This is a genomic window from Priestia sp. JV24 (assembly GCF_025910025.1).
Lineage (GTDB): Bacteria > Bacillota > Bacilli > Bacillales > Bacillaceae_H > Priestia > Priestia megaterium.
Genome location: NZ_JAPCIN010000003.1, coordinates 29,005 through 48,188, shown reverse-complemented (window position 1 = coordinate 48,188; position 19,184 = coordinate 29,005). Strand labels below are relative to the sequence as shown.

Below are 19,184 nucleotides of genomic sequence, written 5' to 3'. Positions count from 1 at the left end.
TTAAAAATATTAAACTAATTCAATGATAACCATTGGAGCACCGTCACCACGGCGAGGTCCAACTTTTAAGATACGAGTGTAACCGCCTTGGCGATCTTCGTAGCGAGTAGCAATATCGCTGAATAGTTTTTGTAAAGCGCTTTGACCAGCTTCTTCGTTAGCTACTTCATTACGGATGTAAGATGCAGCTTGACGACGAGCGTGTAGATCTCCACGTTTACCTAAAGTAATCATTTTTTCAACAGTTGAACGTAATTCTTTTGCACGAGCTTCAGTTGTCTCAATGCGTTCACTGATGATTAAATCAGTTGTTAAATCACGAAGAAGCGCCTTGCGTTGTGCGCTTGTACGACCTAATTTACGGTAAGACATGTGAGGTCCCCTCCTTTGTTAAGTAGTTAAACAGGTAGATATAATCAGTCGTCCTTACGTAGACCCAAACCTAATTCTTCAAGTTTAGCTTTAACTTCTTCTAAAGATTTACGGCCTAAGTTACGAACTTTCATCATATCTTCTTCTGTTTTATTAGCAAGCTCTTGTACAGTATTGATGCCTGCTCGTTTTAAGCAGTTGTAAGAACGAACAGATAAATCCAGTTCCTCGATCGTCATCTCTAGAACTTTTTCTTTCTGGTCTTCTTCTTTTTCTACCATAATCTCTGCTTTTTGAGCTTCATCTGTTAAGTTAACGAAGATATTTAAGTGTTCAGTTAGAATCTTTGCACCTAAAGCAACAGCTTTTTCTGGCTCAATGCTACCGTCAGTCCAAACATCCAACGTTAACTTATCGTAATTTGTCATTTGACCAACACGAGTATTCTCTACATAATACGATACGCGAGTAACAGGCGTATAGATTGAATCAATTGGAAGTACACCAATTGGTTGGTCTTCACGCTTGTTAGCATCGGCAGGATTATAACCTCGACCTGTGCGAGCAGTAAGTCTCATACGGAAATGAGCATCTGACTCAAGTGTTGCAATATGAAGATCCGGATTTAGAACTTCGATATCGCTGTCTGCTTGAATGTCAGCAGCCGTTACTGTACCAGGACCTTTAACATCGATCTCAAGTGTTTTCTCTTCATCAGAGTAAATCTTTAACGCTAACTTTTTAACGTTTAAAATGATGTTTGTTACATCTTCAACAACTCCAGGAACTGTTGAAAATTCATGTAATACACCTTCAATTTGAATAGATGTTACAGCTGCACCAGGGAGTGAGGATAATAGGATACGACGTAAGGAGTTACCCAAAGTAGTACCATATCCACGCTCAAGTGGTTCGACGACGAATTTACCGTACTTTCTATCATCGCTGATTTCTACCGTTTCGATTTTTGGCTTTTCAATCTCTATCAATATAAACCCTCCTTCAAAACGTCGAAACCTCGGCTAGACGGCTGATTTCTCAAATGCCTAACCGAAATTCCCTATTAGACAGTTCCCGAATGTGCACAACAAATGGAAAACATTTCGTTGCATGAATAAATTCTACACCATCATCATTATAGACAACGAAATAGAATCTATACATATTAATTATACACGACGACGTTTTGGTGGGCGGCATCCGTTGTGAGGTACAGGAGTAACATCTCTAATAGCTGTTACTTCTAAACCTGCAGCTTGAAGAGCACGGATAGCTGCTTCACGACCAGCACCAGGGCCTTTAACTGTAACTTCAAGAGTTTTCATTCCGTTATCCATAGAAACTTTTGCAGCAGCTTCAGCAGCCATTTGCGCAGCAAATGGAGTAGATTTACGAGAACCTCTGAAGCCAAGTGCGCCTGCACTAGACCAAGCAATCGCATTACCGTGAACATCTGTAATTGTTACAATAGTGTTGTTAAACGTTGAGCGAATATGAGCTACACCAGCTTCAATATTCTTTTTCACGCGACGTTTACGTGTATTAGTTTTACGTGCCATCTGTTAATGACCTCCCTTACTAATTATTTCTTCTTGTTCGCTACAGTACGGCGTGGGCCTTTACGTGTACGAGCATTGTTTTTACTGTTTTGACCACGAACTGGTAAACTACGACGGTGGCGGATACCACGGTATGAACCAATCTCAATTAAACGTTTGATGTTTAAAGAAACTTCACGACGAAGATCGCCTTCTACTTTATAGCTATCTAAAATATCACGAATTTTACCTAATTCTTCTTCTGTTAAGTCACGAACGCGAGTATCTTCAGAAACTCCAGCTTCAGCTAGAACTTTTTCAGCAGTTGGACGACCAATACCGAAAATGTATGTTAATGAAATTACTACACGCTTGTCACGAGGAATATCAACACCAGCAATACGTGCCATATGAATAGTGCACCTCCTTATTGATTAACCTTGTTTTTGTTTATGCTTAGGGTTTTCACAAATTACCATTACTTTACCTTTTCTACGGATAACTTTACATTTTTCGCAGATTGGTTTAACTGATGGTCTGACTTTCATGTTTCATACCTCCTTGATAGTACGGAGTGCATAGGTTTTATTTGAAACGGTACGTAATTCTACCGCGAGTTAAATCGTATGGTGACAATTCTACAGTTACTTTATCACCAGGTAAGATTCGAATGAAATGCATGCGAATTTTTCCTGATACGTGAGCAAGTACTGTATGACCATTTTCTAATTCTACCTTGAACATAGCGTTAGGTAAAGTTTCAGCAACTGTACCTTCAACTTCAATTACATCGTCTTTTGCCATTAAAGTGCTCTCCTTTCTTTGAAACAGTAACAAGCTATCATTAAACGACTTAAAAAGAACCTGTTCTGAACATCCGGAGATCGTAATCATTAAATTCAAGATGATTGACGCTAATATACATCTTTACCATTTTAACAGCAATTCAGACGAAAAACGATCATCGTGAATTTAGATAATTACTGTTTACTGTCCAGTGCATCTAGCGAGGAATGGATAGAGATAACATCCTTTAACATTACAATGCTGTCAGAATTTCATATCCCGTCTCAGTAATTGCAATAGTATGTTCGAAGTGCGCACACATTTTACCATCTACTGTGACAACTGTCCAGTTATCAGGTAATGTTTTTACATATCGCATACCAGCATTCACCATTGGCTCAACTGCCAATACCATGCCTGGACGTAGACGCGGTCCTTTATTCGGTGGACCATAATGAGGTACTTGCGGATCTTCATGTAAGTCTTTGCCGACCCCATGGCCAACATATTCTCTTACAATCGAAAAGTTACGTGATTCTGCGTACTGTTGAATAGCATGTGAAATATTCGACAAACGCTCACCCGGCTTAGCTTCTGCTAATCCCTTGTAGAGAGATTGCTCAGTCACATTAAGCAGCTCTTGATTTTCTAATGAAATCTTTCCTACTCCATATGTCCAAGCTGAATCACCGTGATAGCCACCGAATTTAGCTCCGATGTCTAAACTGATGATATCTCCTTCATTAAGCTTGCGTTCACCCGGAATACCATGAACTAATTCTTCATTCACAGAAGCACATACACTGCCGCGAAAACCATTATACCCTTTAAAAGACGGAATTGCATCATGTTGACGAATAAAATTTTCAGCAATTGCATCCAATTCTATAGTCGTAATACCTGGAGCGATATGCTTTTTTAACTCTTGATGAGTTAAAGCCACAATTCTTCCAGCTTCACGCATGACCTCAATTTCCTCTGGTGTCTTGCAAATGATCATTGCTTAACCCCAGCAAGTAATTGACGAACATCCTCAAACACAATGTTAATATCTTGATTACCATTAATATTGCGTAGATAACCTTTTTCTTGATAGAAATCAAGTAGAGGTTGAGATTGTTTAACATTAACTGAAAGTCTAGTTGAAACCGTCTCAGCATTGTCATCTGCACGTTGGTAAAGCTCTCCGCCACATTTGTCACAAACTCCTTCTTTCGCAGGAGGATTGAATACTAAGTGGTAAGTAGCTCCGCAATCTTTACAAATGCGGCGTCCAGTAAGACGCTCCATTAAAATGCTTTGATCTACATCAATATTAATCACATAATCAATTTGCTTGTTTAGTTCTTTTGTAATTGTTTCAAGAGCTTCTGCTTGGGCTACTGTTCTTGGGAAGCCATCAAGTAAAAAGCCGTTTTCACAATCTTGTTTGTTTAAACGCTCGCGCACAATTCCAATTGTTACTTCATCAGGAACAAGGTTACCTTGATCCATAAATGATTTAGCTTTTAAACCTAGTTGCGTTCCTTCTTTAATTGCAGCTCGGAACATATCTCCTGTTGAGATATGAGGGATATCGTAATGCTCAACGATTTTTTCTGCTTGAGTACCTTTCCCAGCACCAGGAAGGCCCATTAACACTAAATTCATTTCTTGCTTCCCCCTCAGTATCTTATCCGTTTAATGGGAAAGCAGCTTGCTTCCCACTAAACAGCTTTACTTAATAAATCCCTTATAATGGCGTTTCACTAATTGACTCTCAAGCTGTTTCATTGTCTCAAGAGCTACACCGACAACAATTAACAAACTAGTACCGCCGATCTGAGCAGATGATGGTAAGTTTGCAATTTTGATGAACAGAACCGGCAACACAGCAATTAACGCAAGGAATATCGAACCGATTAATGTCAGACGATATAACACTTTCGTTAAATAAGCTTGTGTGCTTTTACCAGGACGGATGCCTGGGATGTAGCCACCTTGCTTTTTCAAGTTCTCTGCTACTTGTTCAGGGTTAACTTGAACAAAAGTATAGAAGTAACAAAAAGCAATGATTAACGCTACATACACTATCATACCAATTGGCTTAGTATAGTCAAATGTATTCTGAATCCACGCCGTTACATCATTTGGACCGAAAAATGATGCAATTGTTGGTGGTGTAATAATAAATGAAACTGCAAAGATAACAGGAATAACCCCAGCTGCATTTACTTTTAACGGCAAATGAGTGGATTGACCTCCAACAGGATTACGACCAGCTGAACCCTTTGCATATTGAATAGGAATTTTTCGTAGCGCTTGTTGGAAGTAAATAACCCCAACAATAATAGCTAAAACTGCAATCGCAATTAAAACTACCGTTACGATACGAATGAATAATTGATCCCCAACGTCTTCAAATTGCTGTGCATAAATTTGATTTAATGTTGTCGGAATACCAGCTGCAATCCCAGCAAAGATAATGATAGAAATACCGTTACCTACGCCTTTTGCAGTAATCTGCTCTCCTAACCACATTAAGAAGGCAGTACCTGCCGTTAACACTGTAGCAATTAGAAGATACGTAGAAATTCCTGGATTAGCGATCAATTGTCCGCCCGAAATATTGTTGAATCCTATAGACATACCTAAAGCCTGGATAAATCCAAGCACAATTGTTCCATAACGAGTTACTTGAGCTAATTTACGGCGCCCAACATCTCCCTGCTTTGACCATTCTGTAAACTTAGGTACAACATCCATCTGTAATAATTGGACGATGATGGATGCTGTAATATAAGGCATAATGCCCATAGCAAGAATGGAGAAGTTTTTTAACGCGCCGCCGCCAAATGTATTCAGAACCCCGAATACATTTAACCCATCTTGCAATTTTAGTACATCCGTATTAACACTAGGTACAGGAATAAATGTACCAATTCGGAAGACAATTAACATTAACAAAGTGAAAAAGATTTTTTGTCTTATTTCACGCACGCGCATTAAATTGGAGATTGTTTGAAACATTAGATCACCTCAACTGTACCGCCAGCAGCTTCGATAGCTTCTTTAGCAGTTGAAGAGAATTTAGCAGCTTTAACAGTTAGCTTAGAGTTTAATGTACCGTTTCCTAGTACTTTAACGCCAGCTTTTGCTTTGCTTACTAAACCAGTTTCGATTAATAATTCTGGTGTTACTTCAGTTCCATCTTCAAAACGGTTAAGAGCTTCTAAATTAACGATCGCGTATTCTTTGCGATTGATATTAGTGAACCCACGTTTTGGAAGACGACGGAATAAAGGAGTTTGACCACCTTCGAAGCCAGGTCTTACGCCACCGCCAGAGCGAGCGTTTTGCCCTTTGTGACCTTTACCTGAAGTCTTTCCGTTACCTGAACCAGTACCACGACCTACACGGTTACGTACTTTACGTGAACCTTCAGCTGGTTTCAATTCATGAAGTTTCATTCCGGAGCACCTCCTTAGAGTGACAATTTATACTTATTGCTCTTTTACTGTAACAAGGTGAGCTACTTTGTTAATCATTCCGCGAATTGCAGGATTATCGTCTTGAACGACAGTTTGATTTAACTTACGTAGGCCAAGTGTACGAACAGTTACACGTTGATCTTCTGGACGACCAATTACGCTACGAGTAAGGGTAATTGCTAGTTTGTTTGCCATTCCATATCCCTCCCTTATCCTAACAGTTCTTCTACAGTCTTGCCACGTAGTTTTGCAACATCTTCAGCACGTTTTAGGTTAGCTAAACCGTTAAGAGTTGCACGTACCATGTTGATTGGAGTGTTTGAACCTAAAGATTTAGATAGAATATCACTTACTCCACCCAATTCTAGTACCGCACGAACTGGGCCACCAGCGATAACTCCTGTACCTTCAGAAGCAGGTTTTAAGAAAATTTGACCTGCACCAAATTGTCCAAGGATTTCGTGTGGAATAGTTGTACCAACCATAGGTACAGTAATTAAGTTTTTCTTCGCATCTTCAATTGCTTTACGGATTGCATCTGGTACCTCTTGTGCTTTACCAGTACCGAATCCAACGTGACCGTTTTTGTCACCAACTACAACTAATGCAGCGAAGCGGAAACGACGTCCACCTTTCACAACTTTAGCTACGCGGTTAACGGTAACAACACGTTCTTCAAGCTCTAATTTATTTGGATCAATACGACGCATGATTTTCCCTCCTTTTACAATTAGAATTGTAATCCAGCTTCACGAGCAGCGTCAGCTAATGCTTTAACACGGCCATGATATAAATAACCGCCACGGTCGAATACTACTTCGTTTACACCTTTTTCTACTGCGCGTTTAGCGACTAATTCGCCAACTTTGATAGCAGCTTCAGTGTTACCAGTGCTTTCTAAAGTCAGGTCTTTATCTAACGTTGAAGCACTTGCGATTGTTACTGAATTTAAATCGTCGATAACTTGTGCGTAAATATGTTGATTAGAACGGAACACGTTTAAACGCGGACGAGTTGCAGTTCCAGATAACTTCGCACGAACACGAGCATGTCTTTTTTTACGAACTTTGTTTTTATCAAGCTTCGTGATCATTTCGGGCACTCCTTTCTTTTACCTAACCGGCATTACTTCTTAGCAGTTTTACCTTCTTTACGACGTACATATTCGCCTTCGTAACGAATACCTTTACCTTTGTAAGGCTCTGGTGGACGAACGTCACGAATATTTGCAGCTAATGCACCTACGCGTTCTTTATCAATACCTTTAATAACGATCTTAGTTTGAGAAGGAACTTCGATTTCGATTCCTGTTTCAGGAGTAATCTCAACTGGGTGAGAGTATCCAACGCTCAATACTAATTTGCTACCAGATTTTTGTGCACGGTAACCTACACCGACTAATTCTAAACCACGTTCGAATCCTTTAGTAACACCTTCAACCATGTTACCTAAAAGGCTACGAGTAGTTCCGTGAAGAGCGCGGTGCTCTTTATTGTCACTAGGACGATTAACAACTAATACGTTGTCTTCAACTTTAATTTCGATTTCAGGGTGGAATGTACGAGTTAATTCACCCTTTGGTCCTTTTACAGTTACAGTGTTGCTCTCGTTCGTAACTGTAACACCTGCTGGAAGTTCTAAAGGCTTTTTACCAACACGTGACATAGTTACACCTCCATTCACATTTAAAACTTATTACCAAACGTACGCTAATACTTCTCCACCAGTTTGCTTTTGACGAGCTTCTTTGTCAGTTAAAACACCTTGAGAAGTAGAAACGATTGCGATACCTAAACCGTTAAGTACACGTGGTACTTCGTTATTTTTTGCATAAACACGTAGACCAGGTTTACTGATACGTTTTAAGCCTGTAATTACACGTTCGTTATTTGAACCGTATTTTAAGAAGATACGGATAATACCTTGTTTGTTGTCTTCGATGTATTCTACATCACGTACGAAACCCTCACGCTTAAGGATTTCTGCAATTTGCTTCTTAATGTTAGAAGCAGGAACTTCAATTTTCTCATGACGAACCATGTTCGCATTGCGGATACGAGTTAGTAAATCTGCAATAGGATCAGTCATTACCATATTAATTTACCTCCTTCCCAAACTTGGGTTTTACCAACTAGCTTTTTTAACACCAGGAATTTGACCTTTATAAGCAAGCTCACGGAAACAAATACGGCAAAGCTTGAATTTACGTAGTACTGAGTGTGGACGTCCACAACGTTCGCAACGTGTATACTCTTGTACTTGGAATTTTTGCTGGCGTTTTTGCTTCGCAATCATTGATTTTTTAGCCACATTTTCGCCTCCTCTGCTTAACGTTGGCAGTTATTACTTCTGGAATGGCATACCGAACTGAGTTAAAAGCTCACGAGCTTCTTCATCAGTGTTTGCTGTTGTAACAATAACGATATCCATACCACGAACTTTAGTTACTTTATCATAATCGATCTCTGGGAAGATCAATTGTTCTTTAACACCTAACGTGTAGTTTCCACGACCATCAAATGCTTTTTTAGATACACCACGGAAATCGCGCACACGTGGAAGTGATACTGATACTAGTTTATCGAAGAATTCGTACATACGCTCGCCGCGTAAAGTAACTTTCGCACCGATTGGCATACCTTCACGAAGACGGAAACCAGCGATAGATTTTTTCGCACGAGTTACAACAGGTTTTTGACCAGTGATTTCAGCTAGTTCTTCAACAGCGTTATCTAAAGCTTTTGAGTTAGAAACAGCATCACCGATACCCATGTTGATTACGATCTTGTCGATTTTTGGCACTTGCATTACAGATTCATAATTAAACTTGCTAACTAGAGCAGGAGTAATCTCTTTTGTAAATTTCTCTTTAAGACGGTTCATGTGAACTAAACCTCCCTTCACATTTCATTAATTATTTATCTAAAGTTTCACCAGATTTTTTTGCTACACGTACCTTTTTGCCATCGATAACTTGGTACCCAACACGAGTTGGCTCACCAGATTTAGGATCCAACGGCATTACGTTTGATACGTGGATAGGTGCCTCTTGGCTAACGATTCCACCTTGTGGATTTACTTGAGAAGGTTTAGAGTGTTTTTTCACAACGTTCACACCTTCAACAAGTACACGGTCTTTCTTTGGGAAAGCTGCAAGTACTTCACCTTGCTTACCTTTGTCTTTACCAGAGATAACCACTACTTTGTCGCCCTTTTTAACATGCATCCTATTCGCACCTCCTTAAAAGGCATTTTGTATTTGTTCTATATATCAATTAGATAACTTCTGGAGCTAATGATACGATCTTCATGAAGTTGTTATCACGTAATTCACGAGCAACTGGTCCGAAGATACGAGTACCACGTGGTCCTTTGTCGTCACGGATGATTACGCAAGCATTTTCGTCGAAACGGATGTAAGAACCGTCAGTACGGCGAACACCACTTTTTGTACGTACAACAACAGCTTTAACAACGTCACCTTTTTTAACAACGCCTCCTGGTGTTGCTTGTTTCACCGTACAAACGATAACATCACCAATGTTTGCTGTCTTACGACCTGAACCACCAAGTACTTTAATAGTAAGTACCTCACGTGCACCAGAGTTGTCTGCAACTTTTAAACGAGATTCTTGTTGAATCATGTACGAAACCTCCCTTCGGATGAATCATTCTTATCCGATCTATCTTAACTATTAGATGATAACAGCTTTTTCTACAACTTCTACTAGACGGAAACGTTTAGTAGCTGATAACGGACGAGTTTCCATGATCTTCACGATATCGCCTAGTTGAGCTGTATTGTTTTCATCGTGAGCTTTGAATTTCTTTGAGTATTTTACACGCTTGCCATAAAGCGAATGCTTTTTGTAAGTTTCAACAAGAACAGTAACAGTCTTATCCATTTTGTCAGAAACTACGCGGCCAGTGTAAACTTTACGTTGGTTGCGTTCACTCATTCTGAAAGCCTCCTCTCAGACTTAATTATTTATTAGCAGCAATCTCTCTTTCACGAACTACAGTTTTCATACGAGCGATCGATTTGCGCACTTCGCGAATACGAGTAGTATTCTCTAATTGTCCAGTCGCTAATTGGAAACGAAGGTTAAACAACTCTTCTTTTAAAGCCTTAACTTTTTGTTCAATTTCAGCAGTGGTAAGGTCACGAATTTCATTAGCTTTCATTAGAATCACCACCAATTTCTTCACGTTTTACAAACTTACATTTTACAGGTAGCTTGTGTGCAGCTAAACGTAAAGCTTCACGTGCAACCTCTTCAGATACACCTGAAATTTCAAACATTACTTTTCCAGGTTTAACAACTGCTACCCAACCTTCAGGAGCACCTTTACCAGAACCCATTCGGACTTCTAGAGGCTTAGCAGTATAAGGTTTAGAAGGGAAAATTTTAATCCATACTTTACCGCCACGTTTCATGTAACGAGTCATTGCGATACGAGCAGCTTCGATTTGACGGTTTGTAATCCAAGAAGCTTCAGTAGCTTGTAAACCGAATTCACCGAAATGTACTTCCGTACCACCTTTAGCGCGTCCACGCATTTTTCCGCGGTGTTCGCGACGATATTTAACGCGTTTTGGTAATAACATAATTATTTTCCTCCTTCCTCAGTTTTCTTTTTAGTAGGAAGAACCTCTCCACGATAGATCCATACTTTCACACCAAGTTTACCATAAGTAGTATCTGCTTCAGCGTGAGCATAGTCAATATCAGCGCGAAGTGTATGAAGTGGAACTGTACCTTCACTGTAATATTCAGAACGAGCGATATCAGCTCCGCCTAAACGACCAGATACCATTGTTTTGATACCTTGTGCGCCAGCACGCATGCTACGTTGGATAGCTTGCTTTTGAGCACGACGGAATGATACACGGTTCTCAAGTTGGCGAGCGATGTTTTCAGCTACTAGTTTAGCATCTAAATCTGCTCGTTTAATTTCAAGGATGTTAATGTGTACACGCTTGCCTGTTAATTGGTTAAGAGCTTTACGAAGTGATTCTACTTCAGTACCACCTTTACCAATTACCATACCAGGTTTTGCAGTGTGGATCGTTACGTTTAAGCGGTTAGCAGCGCGTTCGATTTCAACTTTAGAAACAGCTGCATCGTTTAAACGTTTAGCGATATATTCACGTACTTTTAAGTCTTCATGTAATAAGTCAGCGTAGTCTTTGCCAGCGAACCATCTTGATTCCCAATCACGGATGACACCGACGCGAAGACCGACCGGATTTACCTTTTGACCCATGAATTATCCCTCCTTCTTTTCTGATACCACGATTGTGATGTGGCTTGTGCGCTTGTTAATTTGGCTTGCACGTCCCATAGCGCGTGGACGGAAACGTTTTAAAGTTGGACCTTCGTTAACAAAAGCGTCAGTAATAACTAAATTGTTAGCGTCCATTTCATAATTGTGTTCTGCATTGGCAATAGCAGATTTTAATACTTTCTCAACGACTGGAGAAGCAGCCTTTGGCGTGTGAAGTAGCACTGCTAGCGCTTCACCCACTTGCTTACCTCGAATTAAATCTACAACTAAACGAACTTTACGAGGAGCAATACGTACTGTTCTCGCGACAGCTTTAGCTTGCATTTAAAAGCCTCCTCTCATATTAGCGTCTTGTTTTCTTATCATCACTTGCGTGACCTTTGTAAGTACGAGATGGTGCGAATTCACCAAGTTTGTGACCTACCATGTCTTCAGTAACATAAACTGGTACATGTTTACGACCGTCATATACAGCAATTGTATGACCAATGAACTGAGGGAAGATAGTTGAACGACGAGACCAAGTTTTTACTACTTGCTTGCTGTCAGTTTCGTTTAACTTCTCAATTTTGTTGATTAAATGGTCATCTACAAAAGGTCCTTTCTTTAAGCTGCGACCCATAAATGAACCTCCCTTCGTGATTGTCCTACGGTTCGTTTGAACCGTAGCTCAATCCCGTTATTTTTTACGACGACGAACGATAAATTTATCGGATTTGTTTTTCTTCTTACGAGTTTTGTAACCAAGTGTTGGTTTACCCCATGGACTCATTGGAGACTTACGTCCGATTGGAGAACGTCCTTCACCACCACCGTGTGGGTGATCGTTAGGGTTCATTACAGAACCACGTACAGTTGGACGGATACCTAACCAACGAGAACGACCGGCTTTACCGATGTTGATTAACTCGTGTTGTTCGTTACCAACTTGACCTACAGTTGCACGACAAGTTGCAAGGATCATGCGTACTTCACCAGAAGTTAAACGTACTAATACGTATTTACCTTCTTTACCAAGTACTTGAGCAGATGTACCTGCAGAACGAACTAATTGTCCACCTTTACCAGGTTTCAATTCGATGTTGTGTACTACTGTACCAACAGGAATGTTAGCTAAAGGAAGCGCGTTACCTACTTTGATGTCAGCTTCAGGACCTGACATAACTTCTAAACCTACTTTTAGGTTTTTAGGAGCAAGGATGTAACGTTTTTCACCATCAGCATAATGAATTAATGCGATGTTAGCTGAACGGTTTGGATCATATTCGATTGTAGCAACGCGTCCAGGTATTCCATCTTTATCGCGTTTAAAATCGATGATACGGTATTGACGCTTGTGCCCACCACCTTGGTGACGAACAGTCAATTTACCTTGGTTGTTACGACCACCTTTTCTCTTGACAGGTGCAAGTAACGATTTTTCTGGTTTGTCAGTAGTAATTTCAGCGAAATCAGAAACTGACATACCACGACGACCATTTGAGGTTGGTTTATACTTTTTAATCGCCATCTCAATTTCCCTCCTTCTCTATTAATCTTAAGCTTCGAAGAATTCGATTTCGTTGCTCTCTTGAGTTAGTGTTACTACCGCTTTACGACGACGGTTAGTAAGACCACTGTAGCGACCTACACGCTTGAATTTACCTTTGTAGTTCATGATGTTTACTTTTTCAACTTTTACGTCAAAGATTTTTTCGATAGCATCTTTAACCTCAGTTTTATTAGCTCTTACATCAACATCAAACGTATATTTTTTCTCAGCCATTAAGTCTGTTGAACGTTCTGTAATTACGGGGCGCTTAATAATATCACGAGGATCTTTCATTATGCAAGCACCTCCTCTACTTTTTCAACTGCGTCTTTAGTGATTACAAGCTTGTCATGGTTCATAACGTCTAATACGCTTAAACCATTAGCTGCAACAACTGTTACACCAGGAATATTACGTGCTGAAAGTGCAACATTTTCGTTAAGATCCGCAGTTACTACTAATGCTTTGCGTTCTACTGTTAGGTTTTTAAGAACTGCTACCATTTCTTTTGTTTTTGGAGCGTCAAAAGAAAGAGCTTCAAGAACAACGATGCTGTTATCTTGAGCTTTAGTTGATAATGCAGACTTAATTGCTAAACGACGAACTTTTTTAGGTAATTTGTAGCTATAGCTTCTTGGAACTGGACCAAATACTACGCCACCACCACGCCATTGTGGAGAACGGATAGATCCTTGACGAGCACGACCAGTACCTTTTTGACGCCATGGCTTACGGCCACCGCCTCTTACTTCAGAACGATTTTTAACTTTAGAAGTACCTTGACGTTGAGATGCGCGTTGCATTACGATCGCGTCGAAAAGTACTTTGTTGTTTGGTTCGATACCGAAAACGGCATCTTGAAGTTCGATTTCTCCAACGTTTTCACCGTTTTGGTTAAACAATGCTACTTTTGGCATTGGTTATTCCTCCTTTCTCGAAGAATTATTATTTAGATTTAACTGCAGATTTAACAGTAACTAGAGATTTTCTAGCTCCTGGCACGTTACCTTTTACTAATAAAAGATTGCGTTCTGCGTCAACTTTAACGATTGATAAGTTTTGCACAGTGATGCGCTCTCCACCCATGCGTCCTGGTAATAATTTACCTTTGAATACGCGGTTTGGAGCTACAGGACCCATTGAACCTGGGCGACGGTGGTAGCGAGAACCATGAGACATAGGTCCGCGAGATTGTCCGTGGCGTTTAATAGCACCTTGGAAACCTTTACCTTTTGAGATTCCTGTTACATCAATTACATCGCCTTCTGCGAAAATATCAACCTTGACTTCTTGACCAACTTCATATGCTGAAGCGTCCACACCGCGTAACTCACGGATGAAGCGCTTAGGAGCAGTATTAGCTTTAGTAGCATGTCCTTTTGCAGGTTTGTTAGATAGTTTTTCACGGATATCTTCGAAACCTAATTGGATTGCTTCGTAACCGTCTGTCTCAGCGTTTTTAACTTGAAGAACTACGTTAGCAGAAGCTTCAATTACTGTTACTGGGATCAAGTCACCATTTTCAGCAAATACTTGAGTCATACCGATCTTTCTTCCTAAGATTCCTTTGGCCATTAGTCACACCTCCTAAGTATCTTTTCATTCTTTATTTTAAATTAAAGTTTAATTTCGATATCTACACCAGATGGTAAGTCTAAACGCATTAATGAATCAACAGTTTGTGGTGTTGGATTCACGATATCAATTAAGCGTTTATGCGTGCGCATTTCGAACTGCTCACGAGAATCTTTATATTTGTGTACTGCACGTAGAATTGTATAAATTGATTTTTCAGTCGGTAATGGAATCGGACCAGATACAGCCGCACCAGAACGTTTTGCAGTTTCTACGATTTTCTCAGCAGATTGATCAAGAATTCTGTGATCATATGCTTTTAAACGAATGCGAATTTTTTCTTTTGCCATTATTTTCCCTCCTTTTTCGCCTATTTCACAATAGACATTCTCCGCGGAAATTTCCCCACACTCGCCATGGCAAAGCGGCCGGGTGTGTCGGCAACCTTCCGCATCATCGCAGTCAAAGACCAACATTTTTATTATACTAAAAATGGGTTCATATTGCAACAATAAAGTTAAAAAACTTTTTCATGTGTCGCACACTTTTTTCATTATATATAAAAGGAGATCATTTTGCAAGTGTAATAGTAAAAACTATCTTTACCTTTTATCACCAAATAAAAAAGGAGTAGGTTACCCTACTCCTTTTACTGAACGAGAAATTACTCGCTGATTTTAGCTACAACGCCAGCGCCTACTGTACGTCCACCTTCACGGATTGAGAATTTAGTACCTTCTTCAATCGCGATTGGAGCGATAAGTTCAACAGTCATTTCGATGTTGTCGCCAGGCATTACCATTTCTACGCCTTCAGGTAAGTTACAAATACCAGTTACATCAGTTGTACGGAAGTAGAACTGTGGACGGTAGTTTGTGAAGAATGGAGTGTGACGTCCACCTTCGTCTTTAGAAAGAACGTATACTTCAGCAGTAAATTTAGTGTGTGGAGTGATTGAGCCTGGTTTAGCTAATACTTGTCCACGTTGGATTTCTTCACGTGCTACACCACGAAGTAAAGCACCGATGTTGTCGCCAGCTTCAGCATAGTCAAGAAGCTTACGGAACATTTCTACACCTGTTACAGTAGTAGATTTTGGCTCTTCAGTTAAACCGATGATGTCGATAACGTCACCAACTTTAACTTGTCCACGCTCTACACGACCTGTAGCAACTGTACCACGACCAGTGATTGAGAATACGTCCTCAACTGGCATCATGAATGGTTTTTCAGTGTCACGTTCTGGAGTTGGGATGTACTCATCAACAGCGTCCATAAGCTCGATGATTTTAGCTTCCCAATCAGCGTCGCCTTCAAGAGCTTTAAGAGCAGAACCTTTGATTACTGGTACATCGTCACCAGGGAAGTCGTATTCAGAAAGAAGGTCACGTACTTCCATTTCTACTAATTCAAGTAGCTCTTCGTCGTCTACCATGTCACATTTGTTTAAGAATACAACTAGGTAAGGTACACCTACTTGACGAGAAAGAAGGATGTGCTCACGAGTTTGTGGCATTGGACCATCAGCAGCAGATACTACTAAGATACCGCCATCCATTTGAGCAGCACCAGTGATCATGTTTTTAACATAGTCAGCATGTCCTGGGCAGTCAACGTGTGCATAGTGACGAGTGTCAGTTTCATACTCAACGTGTGCAGTTGAGATTGTGATTCCACGCTCGCGCTCTTCTGGAGCAGCGTCGATCATGTCGTAAGCCATTGCTGCACCTTTACCACTTTTCTTAGCAAGAACAGTAGTGATAGCAGCTGTTAAAGTTGTTTTACCATGGTCAACGTGACCAATTGTACCGATATTGGCATGTGTTTTTGAACGGTCGAATTTTTCCTTAGCCATTCGAAAATCCTCCTTAAAATTCATGTAGTTTATGTTTTATGAGGCCGTGAAAGGGAATGAGCTCCACTTTCACAGCGTACATAAGTAGTTATACTTCAATAAAGAGTGAAAATCAATTATTCACCTTTATTTTTTTTAATAATTTCTTCTGAAATTGATTTAGGAACTTCTTCGTAGTGATCGAAGTGCATAGAATATGTTCCGCGACCTTGAGTGTTTGAACGTAATGCAGTTGCATAACCAAACATTTCAGAAAGTGGAACGAATGCACGTACAACTTGAGCGTTACCGCGTGCTTCCATACCTTCTACACGTCCACGGCGAGACGTAATGTCACCCATGATATCTCCTAAGTATTCGTCAGGGATAACAACTTCAACCTTCATCATTGGTTCAAGGATAGCTGGGTTACATTTTGATACTGCGTTTTTAAGAGCCATAGAAGCGGCAATTTTAAACGCCATCTCACTTGAGTCAACGTCATGGTAAGATCCATCAACTAAAGCAGCTTTGATATCGATTAATGGATAACCAGCAAGAACACCGTTTTGTAATGCATCTTCAAGACCAGCTTGAACTGCAGGGATGTATTCACGTGGAACTACACCACCAACGATTTTGTTCTCAAATTCAAAGCCTTTTCCTTCTTCGTTAGGTTCGAACTCAATCCAAACGTGACCGAATTGTCCACGACCACCAGATTGACGAGCGAATTTACCTTCAACTTTCGCACCAGCGCGGAAAGTTTCACGGTAAGCTACTTGAGGAGCACCAACGTTTGCTTCTACTTTGAATTCGCGACGCATACGGTCAACGATGATATCAAGGTGAAGCTCACCCATACCAGAGATGATGATTTGACCAGTCTCTGTATTAGTTTCCGCACGGAAAGTTGGATCTTCTTCTTGTAACTTTTGAAGAGCTGTAGTCATTTTATCTTGGTCAGCTTTTGATTTTGGCTCAACAGATAAAGAGATAACTGGCTCTGGGAATTCCATAGACTCAAGAATTACAAGACTCTTTTCGTCACATAGAGTATCACCAGTAGAAGTATCTTTTAATCCTACAGCTGCCGCGATATCTCCAGCGTATACTTCAGAAATCTCTTCACGAGAGTTAGCATGCATTTGTAGGATACGACCTACACGCTCACGCTTACCTTTTGTAGAGTTTTTGATGTATGAACCAGAGCTTAGTACACCAGAGTACACACGGAAGAACGTTAATTTACCAACATAAGGGTCCGTCATAACTTTGAACGCTAATGCTGAGAAAGGAGCGTTGTCGCTAGACTCACGCGTAACTTCTTCTTCTGTGTCAGGTACGATACCTTGGATTGCTGGTACATCAACTGGAGATGGTAGGTAGTCAATTACTGCATCTAGCATTAATTGTACACCTTTGTTTTTGAATGCTGAACCACAGATAACTGGGTAGAATTCAACGTCACAAGTACCTTTACGGATACCAGCTTTTAGTTCTTCAACTGTAAGCTCGCCTTCGTCTAAGTACTTCATCATTAATTCTTCATCAAGTTCTGCAACAGCTTCTACTAAGCTTGCACGGTATTCTTCAGCTTGCTCTTTGTATTCCTCAGGAATTTCACGAGACTCTGAACGAGTACCTAAGTCATCTTCGTAGAAGTATGCTTTCATTTCCACTAGGTCAATGATTGCTTCGAACTCATCTTCAGCACCAATTGGCAACTGAATTGGGTGAGCATTTGCACCTAAACGATCGTGGATCGTTTTTACAGAGTACAAGAAGTCAGCACCAATTTTGTCCATTTTGTTAACGAATACGACACGGGGAACACCGTACGTAGTCGCTTGACGCCATACTGTTTCTGTTTGAGGCTCAACACCAGATTGAGCATCAAGAACTGCCACAGCGCCATCAAGTACACGTAATGAACGCTCAACTTCAACAGTGAAGTCTACGTGTCCAGGAGTATCGATGATGTTAACGCGGTGACCTTTCCAAGCAGCAGTTGTCGCAGCAGACGTGATAGTGATACCACGTTCTTGCTCTTGCTCCATCCAGTCCATTTGTGAAGCTCCTTCATGAGTTTCACCAATTTTATGGATACGGCCAGTATAATAAAGAACACGCTCAGTTGTTGTTGTTTTACCAGCATCAATGTGAGCCATGATTCCAATATTACGAGTGTTTTCTAAGGAGAACTCTCTTGCCATCTTAGGTATTTCTCCTTCCATATTATAATTTGTTTTTTAAAAAGTTTCGTTAAAAGATTACCAACGGTAATGAGCAAATGCTTTGTTAGCTTCTGCCATTTTGTGAGTATCTTCACGTTTCTTAACTGCAGCACCAGTGTTGTTAGCTGCATCAAGGATTTCGTTAGCTAAACGCTCTTCCATCGTTTTTTCTCCACGAAGACGAGCATAGTTTACTAACCAACGAAGACCTAAAGTAGTACGACGCTCTGGACGTACTTCTACAGGAACTTGGTAGTTAGAACCCCCTACACGGCGTGCTCTAACTTCTAGTACAGGCATGATGTTTTTAAGAGCTTGGTCGAATACTTCCATAGCTTCTTTACCACTGCGCTCTTGTACTAAATCGAATGCTCTATAAAGAATAGCTTGTGACTTACCGCGCTTTCCATCAAGCATCATTTTGTTGATTAAGCGAGATACAAGCTTAGAATTGTAAATCGGATCTGGTAATACGTCTCTTTTTGCAACAGGTCCCTTACGTGGCATTCTACTTCCTCCTTTCACTTTTAAAAGTTTATCTATTAATTGTTA

General features: G+C 40.4%; 33 protein-coding genes. All 33 read right to left on the bottom strand.

Annotated features, from left to right (window positions below; all coding sequences use genetic code 11):
- Window positions 1–9 precede the first annotated feature (9 nt).
- Window positions 10–372 (bottom strand): 50S ribosomal protein L17, encoded by a 363-nt coding sequence (gene rplQ / locus OK414_RS00665; RefSeq protein WP_013054953.1) that lies wholly within the window; start codon window positions 370–372, stop codon window positions 10–12.
- A gap of 44 nt (window positions 373–416) precedes the next feature.
- Entirely contained in the window at window positions 417–1,361 is a 945-nt protein-coding gene (locus tag OK414_RS00660) for a DNA-directed RNA polymerase subunit alpha (RefSeq protein WP_013054952.1), read from the bottom strand.
- A 180-nt stretch (window positions 1,362–1,541) separates the two neighbouring features.
- Window positions 1,542–1,931 carry a 30S ribosomal protein S11 gene (gene rpsK / locus OK414_RS00655; protein ID WP_028412666.1) on the bottom strand — a complete coding sequence of 130 codons (390 nt, stop codon included), beginning with the start codon at window positions 1,929–1,931 and terminating at the stop codon, window positions 1,542–1,544.
- Window positions 1,932–1,954: 23 nt separating this feature from the next.
- A complete protein-coding gene (gene rpsM, locus OK414_RS00650; RefSeq protein ID WP_013054950.1) occupies window positions 1,955–2,320 on the bottom strand; it encodes a 30S ribosomal protein S13 in 366 nt (121 codons plus the stop codon).
- Window positions 2,321–2,344: 24 nt separating this feature from the next.
- On the bottom strand, window positions 2,345–2,458 hold the full coding sequence (gene rpmJ / locus OK414_RS00645; protein WP_003156543.1) for a 50S ribosomal protein L36: 114 nt from the start codon (window positions 2,456–2,458) through the stop codon (window positions 2,345–2,347).
- 37 nt (window positions 2,459–2,495) lie between these two features.
- Window positions 2,496–2,714 (bottom strand): translation initiation factor IF-1, encoded by a 219-nt coding sequence (gene infA, locus OK414_RS00640; RefSeq protein WP_010285101.1) that lies wholly within the window; start codon window positions 2,712–2,714, stop codon window positions 2,496–2,498.
- Window positions 2,715–2,949: 235 nt separating this feature from the next.
- Window positions 2,950–3,696 (bottom strand): type I methionyl aminopeptidase, encoded by a 747-nt coding sequence (gene map / locus OK414_RS00635; RefSeq protein WP_016762725.1) that lies wholly within the window; start codon window positions 3,694–3,696, stop codon window positions 2,950–2,952.
- Window positions 3,693–4,346 (bottom strand): adenylate kinase, encoded by a 654-nt coding sequence (locus tag OK414_RS00630; protein WP_013054948.1) that lies wholly within the window; start codon window positions 4,344–4,346, stop codon window positions 3,693–3,695. The genes map and OK414_RS00630 overlap by 4 nt, the downstream gene beginning before the upstream one ends.
- A 66-nt stretch (window positions 4,347–4,412) precedes the next feature.
- On the bottom strand, window positions 4,413–5,705 hold the full coding sequence (secY, locus tag OK414_RS00625; protein WP_013081376.1) for a preprotein translocase subunit SecY: 1,293 nt from the start codon (window positions 5,703–5,705) through the stop codon (window positions 4,413–4,415).
- Window positions 5,705–6,145, bottom strand: coding sequence for a 50S ribosomal protein L15 (gene rplO, locus OK414_RS00620; protein ID WP_013054946.1), 441 nt, complete (start codon window positions 6,143–6,145; stop codon window positions 5,705–5,707). Before rplO ends, secY begins: the two co-directional genes overlap by 1 nt.
- A 33-nt stretch (window positions 6,146–6,178) precedes the next feature.
- Window positions 6,179–6,361 carry a 50S ribosomal protein L30 gene (gene rpmD, locus OK414_RS00615; protein ID WP_013054945.1) on the bottom strand — a complete coding sequence of 61 codons (183 nt, stop codon included), beginning with the start codon at window positions 6,359–6,361 and terminating at the stop codon, window positions 6,179–6,181.
- Window positions 6,362–6,375: 14 nt separating this feature from the next.
- A complete protein-coding gene (gene rpsE, locus OK414_RS00610) occupies window positions 6,376–6,876 on the bottom strand; it encodes a 30S ribosomal protein S5 (RefSeq protein ID WP_013054944.1) in 501 nt (166 codons plus the stop codon).
- Between the two features lie 20 nt (window positions 6,877–6,896).
- Window positions 6,897–7,259: a 50S ribosomal protein L18 gene (gene rplR / locus OK414_RS00605; protein WP_013054943.1), complete on the bottom strand. Its 363-nt coding sequence runs from the start codon at window positions 7,257–7,259 to the stop codon at window positions 6,897–6,899.
- 32 nt (window positions 7,260–7,291) lie between these two features.
- Window positions 7,292–7,831, bottom strand: a complete 540-nt coding sequence (gene rplF / locus OK414_RS00600) for a 50S ribosomal protein L6 (protein ID WP_013054942.1) — start codon at window positions 7,829–7,831, stop codon at window positions 7,292–7,294.
- A 30-nt stretch (window positions 7,832–7,861) separates the two neighbouring features.
- Complete coding sequence (rpsH, locus tag OK414_RS00595; RefSeq protein ID WP_013081375.1) at window positions 7,862–8,260, bottom strand: 30S ribosomal protein S8; 399 nt, start codon at window positions 8,258–8,260, stop codon at window positions 7,862–7,864.
- Between the two features lie 30 nt (window positions 8,261–8,290).
- A complete protein-coding gene (locus OK414_RS00590; RefSeq protein ID WP_013054940.1) occupies window positions 8,291–8,476 on the bottom strand; it encodes a type Z 30S ribosomal protein S14 in 186 nt (61 codons plus the stop codon).
- Window positions 8,477–8,509: 33 nt separating this feature from the next.
- Window positions 8,510–9,049, bottom strand: coding sequence for a 50S ribosomal protein L5 (rplE, locus tag OK414_RS00585; RefSeq protein WP_013054939.1), 540 nt, complete (start codon window positions 9,047–9,049; stop codon window positions 8,510–8,512).
- A gap of 31 nt (window positions 9,050–9,080) precedes the next feature.
- Window positions 9,081–9,392, bottom strand: a complete 312-nt coding sequence (rplX, locus tag OK414_RS00580; protein WP_013054938.1) for a 50S ribosomal protein L24 — start codon at window positions 9,390–9,392, stop codon at window positions 9,081–9,083.
- A gap of 49 nt (window positions 9,393–9,441) precedes the next feature.
- The gene (gene rplN / locus OK414_RS00575) at window positions 9,442–9,810 is read right to left on the bottom strand and encodes a 50S ribosomal protein L14 (protein WP_013054937.1); all 369 of its coding nucleotides are present in this window, start codon (window positions 9,808–9,810) and stop codon (window positions 9,442–9,444) included.
- Window positions 9,811–9,861: 51 nt separating this feature from the next.
- The gene (gene rpsQ / locus OK414_RS00570; protein ID WP_013054936.1) at window positions 9,862–10,125 is read right to left on the bottom strand and encodes a 30S ribosomal protein S17; all 264 of its coding nucleotides are present in this window, start codon (window positions 10,123–10,125) and stop codon (window positions 9,862–9,864) included.
- A 25-nt stretch (window positions 10,126–10,150) separates the two neighbouring features.
- Entirely contained in the window at window positions 10,151–10,351 is a 201-nt protein-coding gene (rpmC, locus tag OK414_RS00565) for a 50S ribosomal protein L29 (RefSeq protein ID WP_013054935.1), read from the bottom strand.
- Window positions 10,341–10,775, bottom strand: a complete 435-nt coding sequence (gene rplP / locus OK414_RS00560; RefSeq protein WP_013054934.1) for a 50S ribosomal protein L16 — start codon at window positions 10,773–10,775, stop codon at window positions 10,341–10,343. The genes rpmC and rplP overlap by 11 nt, the downstream gene beginning before the upstream one ends.
- A gap of 2 nt (window positions 10,776–10,777) precedes the next feature.
- Window positions 10,778–11,434: a 30S ribosomal protein S3 gene (gene rpsC, locus OK414_RS00555; protein WP_013054933.1), complete on the bottom strand. Its 657-nt coding sequence runs from the start codon at window positions 11,432–11,434 to the stop codon at window positions 10,778–10,780.
- 3 nt (window positions 11,435–11,437) lie between these two features.
- Entirely contained in the window at window positions 11,438–11,779 is a 342-nt protein-coding gene (gene rplV, locus OK414_RS00550) for a 50S ribosomal protein L22 (protein WP_013054932.1), read from the bottom strand.
- A gap of 19 nt (window positions 11,780–11,798) precedes the next feature.
- On the bottom strand, window positions 11,799–12,077 hold the full coding sequence (rpsS, locus tag OK414_RS00545; RefSeq protein WP_013054931.1) for a 30S ribosomal protein S19: 279 nt from the start codon (window positions 12,075–12,077) through the stop codon (window positions 11,799–11,801).
- Window positions 12,078–12,134: 57 nt separating this feature from the next.
- The gene (gene rplB / locus OK414_RS00540; RefSeq protein WP_013081374.1) at window positions 12,135–12,965 is read right to left on the bottom strand and encodes a 50S ribosomal protein L2; all 831 of its coding nucleotides are present in this window, start codon (window positions 12,963–12,965) and stop codon (window positions 12,135–12,137) included.
- Window positions 12,966–12,992: 27 nt separating this feature from the next.
- Window positions 12,993–13,280, bottom strand: a complete 288-nt coding sequence (gene rplW, locus OK414_RS00535; RefSeq protein WP_013054929.1) for a 50S ribosomal protein L23 — start codon at window positions 13,278–13,280, stop codon at window positions 12,993–12,995.
- Window positions 13,280–13,903 (bottom strand): 50S ribosomal protein L4, encoded by a 624-nt coding sequence (gene rplD, locus OK414_RS00530; protein ID WP_013081372.1) that lies wholly within the window; start codon window positions 13,901–13,903, stop codon window positions 13,280–13,282. The genes rplW and rplD overlap by 1 nt, the downstream gene beginning before the upstream one ends.
- A 28-nt stretch (window positions 13,904–13,931) precedes the next feature.
- Window positions 13,932–14,561 (bottom strand): 50S ribosomal protein L3, encoded by a 630-nt coding sequence (gene rplC, locus OK414_RS00525; RefSeq protein WP_013054927.1) that lies wholly within the window; start codon window positions 14,559–14,561, stop codon window positions 13,932–13,934.
- Between the two features lie 41 nt (window positions 14,562–14,602).
- Window positions 14,603–14,911, bottom strand: a complete 309-nt coding sequence (gene rpsJ, locus OK414_RS00520) for a 30S ribosomal protein S10 (protein ID WP_013054926.1) — start codon at window positions 14,909–14,911, stop codon at window positions 14,603–14,605.
- A 314-nt stretch (window positions 14,912–15,225) separates the two neighbouring features.
- Window positions 15,226–16,416, bottom strand: a complete 1,191-nt coding sequence (gene tuf / locus OK414_RS00515; RefSeq protein WP_013054925.1) for an elongation factor Tu — start codon at window positions 16,414–16,416, stop codon at window positions 15,226–15,228.
- 116 nt (window positions 16,417–16,532) lie between these two features.
- A complete protein-coding gene (gene fusA / locus OK414_RS00510; RefSeq protein ID WP_016762724.1) occupies window positions 16,533–18,611 on the bottom strand; it encodes an elongation factor G in 2,079 nt (692 codons plus the stop codon).
- Window positions 18,612–18,668: 57 nt separating this feature from the next.
- Window positions 18,669–19,139: a 30S ribosomal protein S7 gene (rpsG, locus tag OK414_RS00505; protein ID WP_013054923.1), complete on the bottom strand. Its 471-nt coding sequence runs from the start codon at window positions 19,137–19,139 to the stop codon at window positions 18,669–18,671.
- Window positions 19,140–19,184: the final 45 nt, after the last annotated feature.

Excerpts from the sequence above, each read along its gene's own strand:
- rplQ (WP_013054953.1), bottom strand. The coding sequence starts at position 372 with ATGTCTTACCGTAAATTAGGTCGTACAAGCGCACAACGCAAGGCGCTT.
- rpsK (WP_028412666.1), bottom strand. The coding sequence starts at position 1,931 with ATGGCACGTAAAACTAATACACGTAAACGTCGCGTGAAAAAGAATATT.
- rpsM (WP_013054950.1), bottom strand. The coding sequence starts at position 2,320 with ATGGCACGTATTGCTGGTGTTGATATTCCTCGTGACAAGCGTGTAGTA.
- rpmJ (WP_003156543.1), bottom strand. The coding sequence starts at position 2,458 with ATGAAAGTCAGACCATCAGTTAAACCAATCTGCGAAAAATGTAAAGTT.
- infA (WP_010285101.1), bottom strand. The coding sequence starts at position 2,714 with ATGGCAAAAGACGATGTAATTGAAGTTGAAGGTACAGTTGCTGAAACT.
- map (WP_016762725.1), bottom strand. The coding sequence starts at position 3,696 with ATGATCATTTGCAAGACACCAGAGGAAATTGAGGTCATGCGTGAAGCT.
- OK414_RS00630 (WP_013054948.1), bottom strand. The coding sequence starts at position 4,346 with ATGAATTTAGTGTTAATGGGCCTTCCTGGTGCTGGGAAAGGTACTCAA.
- secY (WP_013081376.1), bottom strand. The coding sequence starts at position 5,705 with ATGTTTCAAACAATCTCCAATTTAATGCGCGTGCGTGAAATAAGACAA.
- rplO (WP_013054946.1), bottom strand. The coding sequence starts at position 6,145 with ATGAAACTTCATGAATTGAAACCAGCTGAAGGTTCACGTAAAGTACGT.
- rpmD (WP_013054945.1), bottom strand. The coding sequence starts at position 6,361 with ATGGCAAACAAACTAGCAATTACCCTTACTCGTAGCGTAATTGGTCGT.
- rpsE (WP_013054944.1), bottom strand. The coding sequence starts at position 6,876 with ATGCGTCGTATTGATCCAAATAAATTAGAGCTTGAAGAACGTGTTGTT.
- rplR (WP_013054943.1), bottom strand. The coding sequence starts at position 7,259 with ATGATCACGAAGCTTGATAAAAACAAAGTTCGTAAAAAAAGACATGCT.
- rplF (WP_013054942.1), bottom strand. The coding sequence starts at position 7,831 with ATGTCACGTGTTGGTAAAAAGCCTTTAGAACTTCCAGCAGGTGTTACA.
- rpsH (WP_013081375.1), bottom strand. The coding sequence starts at position 8,260 with ATGGTAATGACTGATCCTATTGCAGATTTACTAACTCGTATCCGCAAT.
- rplE (WP_013054939.1), bottom strand. The coding sequence starts at position 9,049 with ATGAACCGTCTTAAAGAGAAATTTACAAAAGAGATTACTCCTGCTCTA.
- rplX (WP_013054938.1), bottom strand. The coding sequence starts at position 9,392 with ATGCATGTTAAAAAGGGCGACAAAGTAGTGGTTATCTCTGGTAAAGAC.
- rplN (WP_013054937.1), bottom strand. The coding sequence starts at position 9,810 with ATGATTCAACAAGAATCTCGTTTAAAAGTTGCAGACAACTCTGGTGCA.
- rpsQ (WP_013054936.1), bottom strand. The coding sequence starts at position 10,125 with ATGAGTGAACGCAACCAACGTAAAGTTTACACTGGCCGCGTAGTTTCT.
- rpmC (WP_013054935.1), bottom strand. The coding sequence starts at position 10,351 with ATGAAAGCTAATGAAATTCGTGACCTTACCACTGCTGAAATTGAACAA.
- rplP (WP_013054934.1), bottom strand. The coding sequence starts at position 10,775 with ATGTTATTACCAAAACGCGTTAAATATCGTCGCGAACACCGCGGAAAA.
- rpsC (WP_013054933.1), bottom strand. The coding sequence starts at position 11,434 with ATGGGTCAAAAGGTAAATCCGGTCGGTCTTCGCGTCGGTGTCATCCGT.
- rplV (WP_013054932.1), bottom strand. The coding sequence starts at position 11,779 with ATGCAAGCTAAAGCTGTCGCGAGAACAGTACGTATTGCTCCTCGTAAA.
- rpsS (WP_013054931.1), bottom strand. The coding sequence starts at position 12,077 with ATGGGTCGCAGCTTAAAGAAAGGACCTTTTGTAGATGACCATTTAATC.
- rplB (WP_013081374.1), bottom strand. The coding sequence starts at position 12,965 with ATGGCGATTAAAAAGTATAAACCAACCTCAAATGGTCGTCGTGGTATG.
- rplW (WP_013054929.1), bottom strand. The coding sequence starts at position 13,280 with ATGAAAGATCCTCGTGATATTATTAAGCGCCCCGTAATTACAGAACGT.
- rplD (WP_013081372.1), bottom strand. The coding sequence starts at position 13,903 with ATGCCAAAAGTAGCATTGTTTAACCAAAACGGTGAAAACGTTGGAGAA.
- rplC (WP_013054927.1), bottom strand. The coding sequence starts at position 14,561 with ATGGCCAAAGGAATCTTAGGAAGAAAGATCGGTATGACTCAAGTATTT.
- rpsJ (WP_013054926.1), bottom strand. The coding sequence starts at position 14,911 with ATGGCAAAAGAAAAAATTCGCATTCGTTTAAAAGCATATGATCACAGA.
- tuf (WP_013054925.1), bottom strand. The coding sequence starts at position 16,416 with ATGGCTAAGGAAAAATTCGACCGTTCAAAAACACATGCCAATATCGGT.
- fusA (WP_016762724.1), bottom strand. The coding sequence starts at position 18,611 with ATGGCAAGAGAGTTCTCCTTAGAAAACACTCGTAATATTGGAATCATG.
- rpsG (WP_013054923.1), bottom strand. The coding sequence starts at position 19,139 with ATGCCACGTAAGGGACCTGTTGCAAAAAGAGACGTATTACCAGATCCG.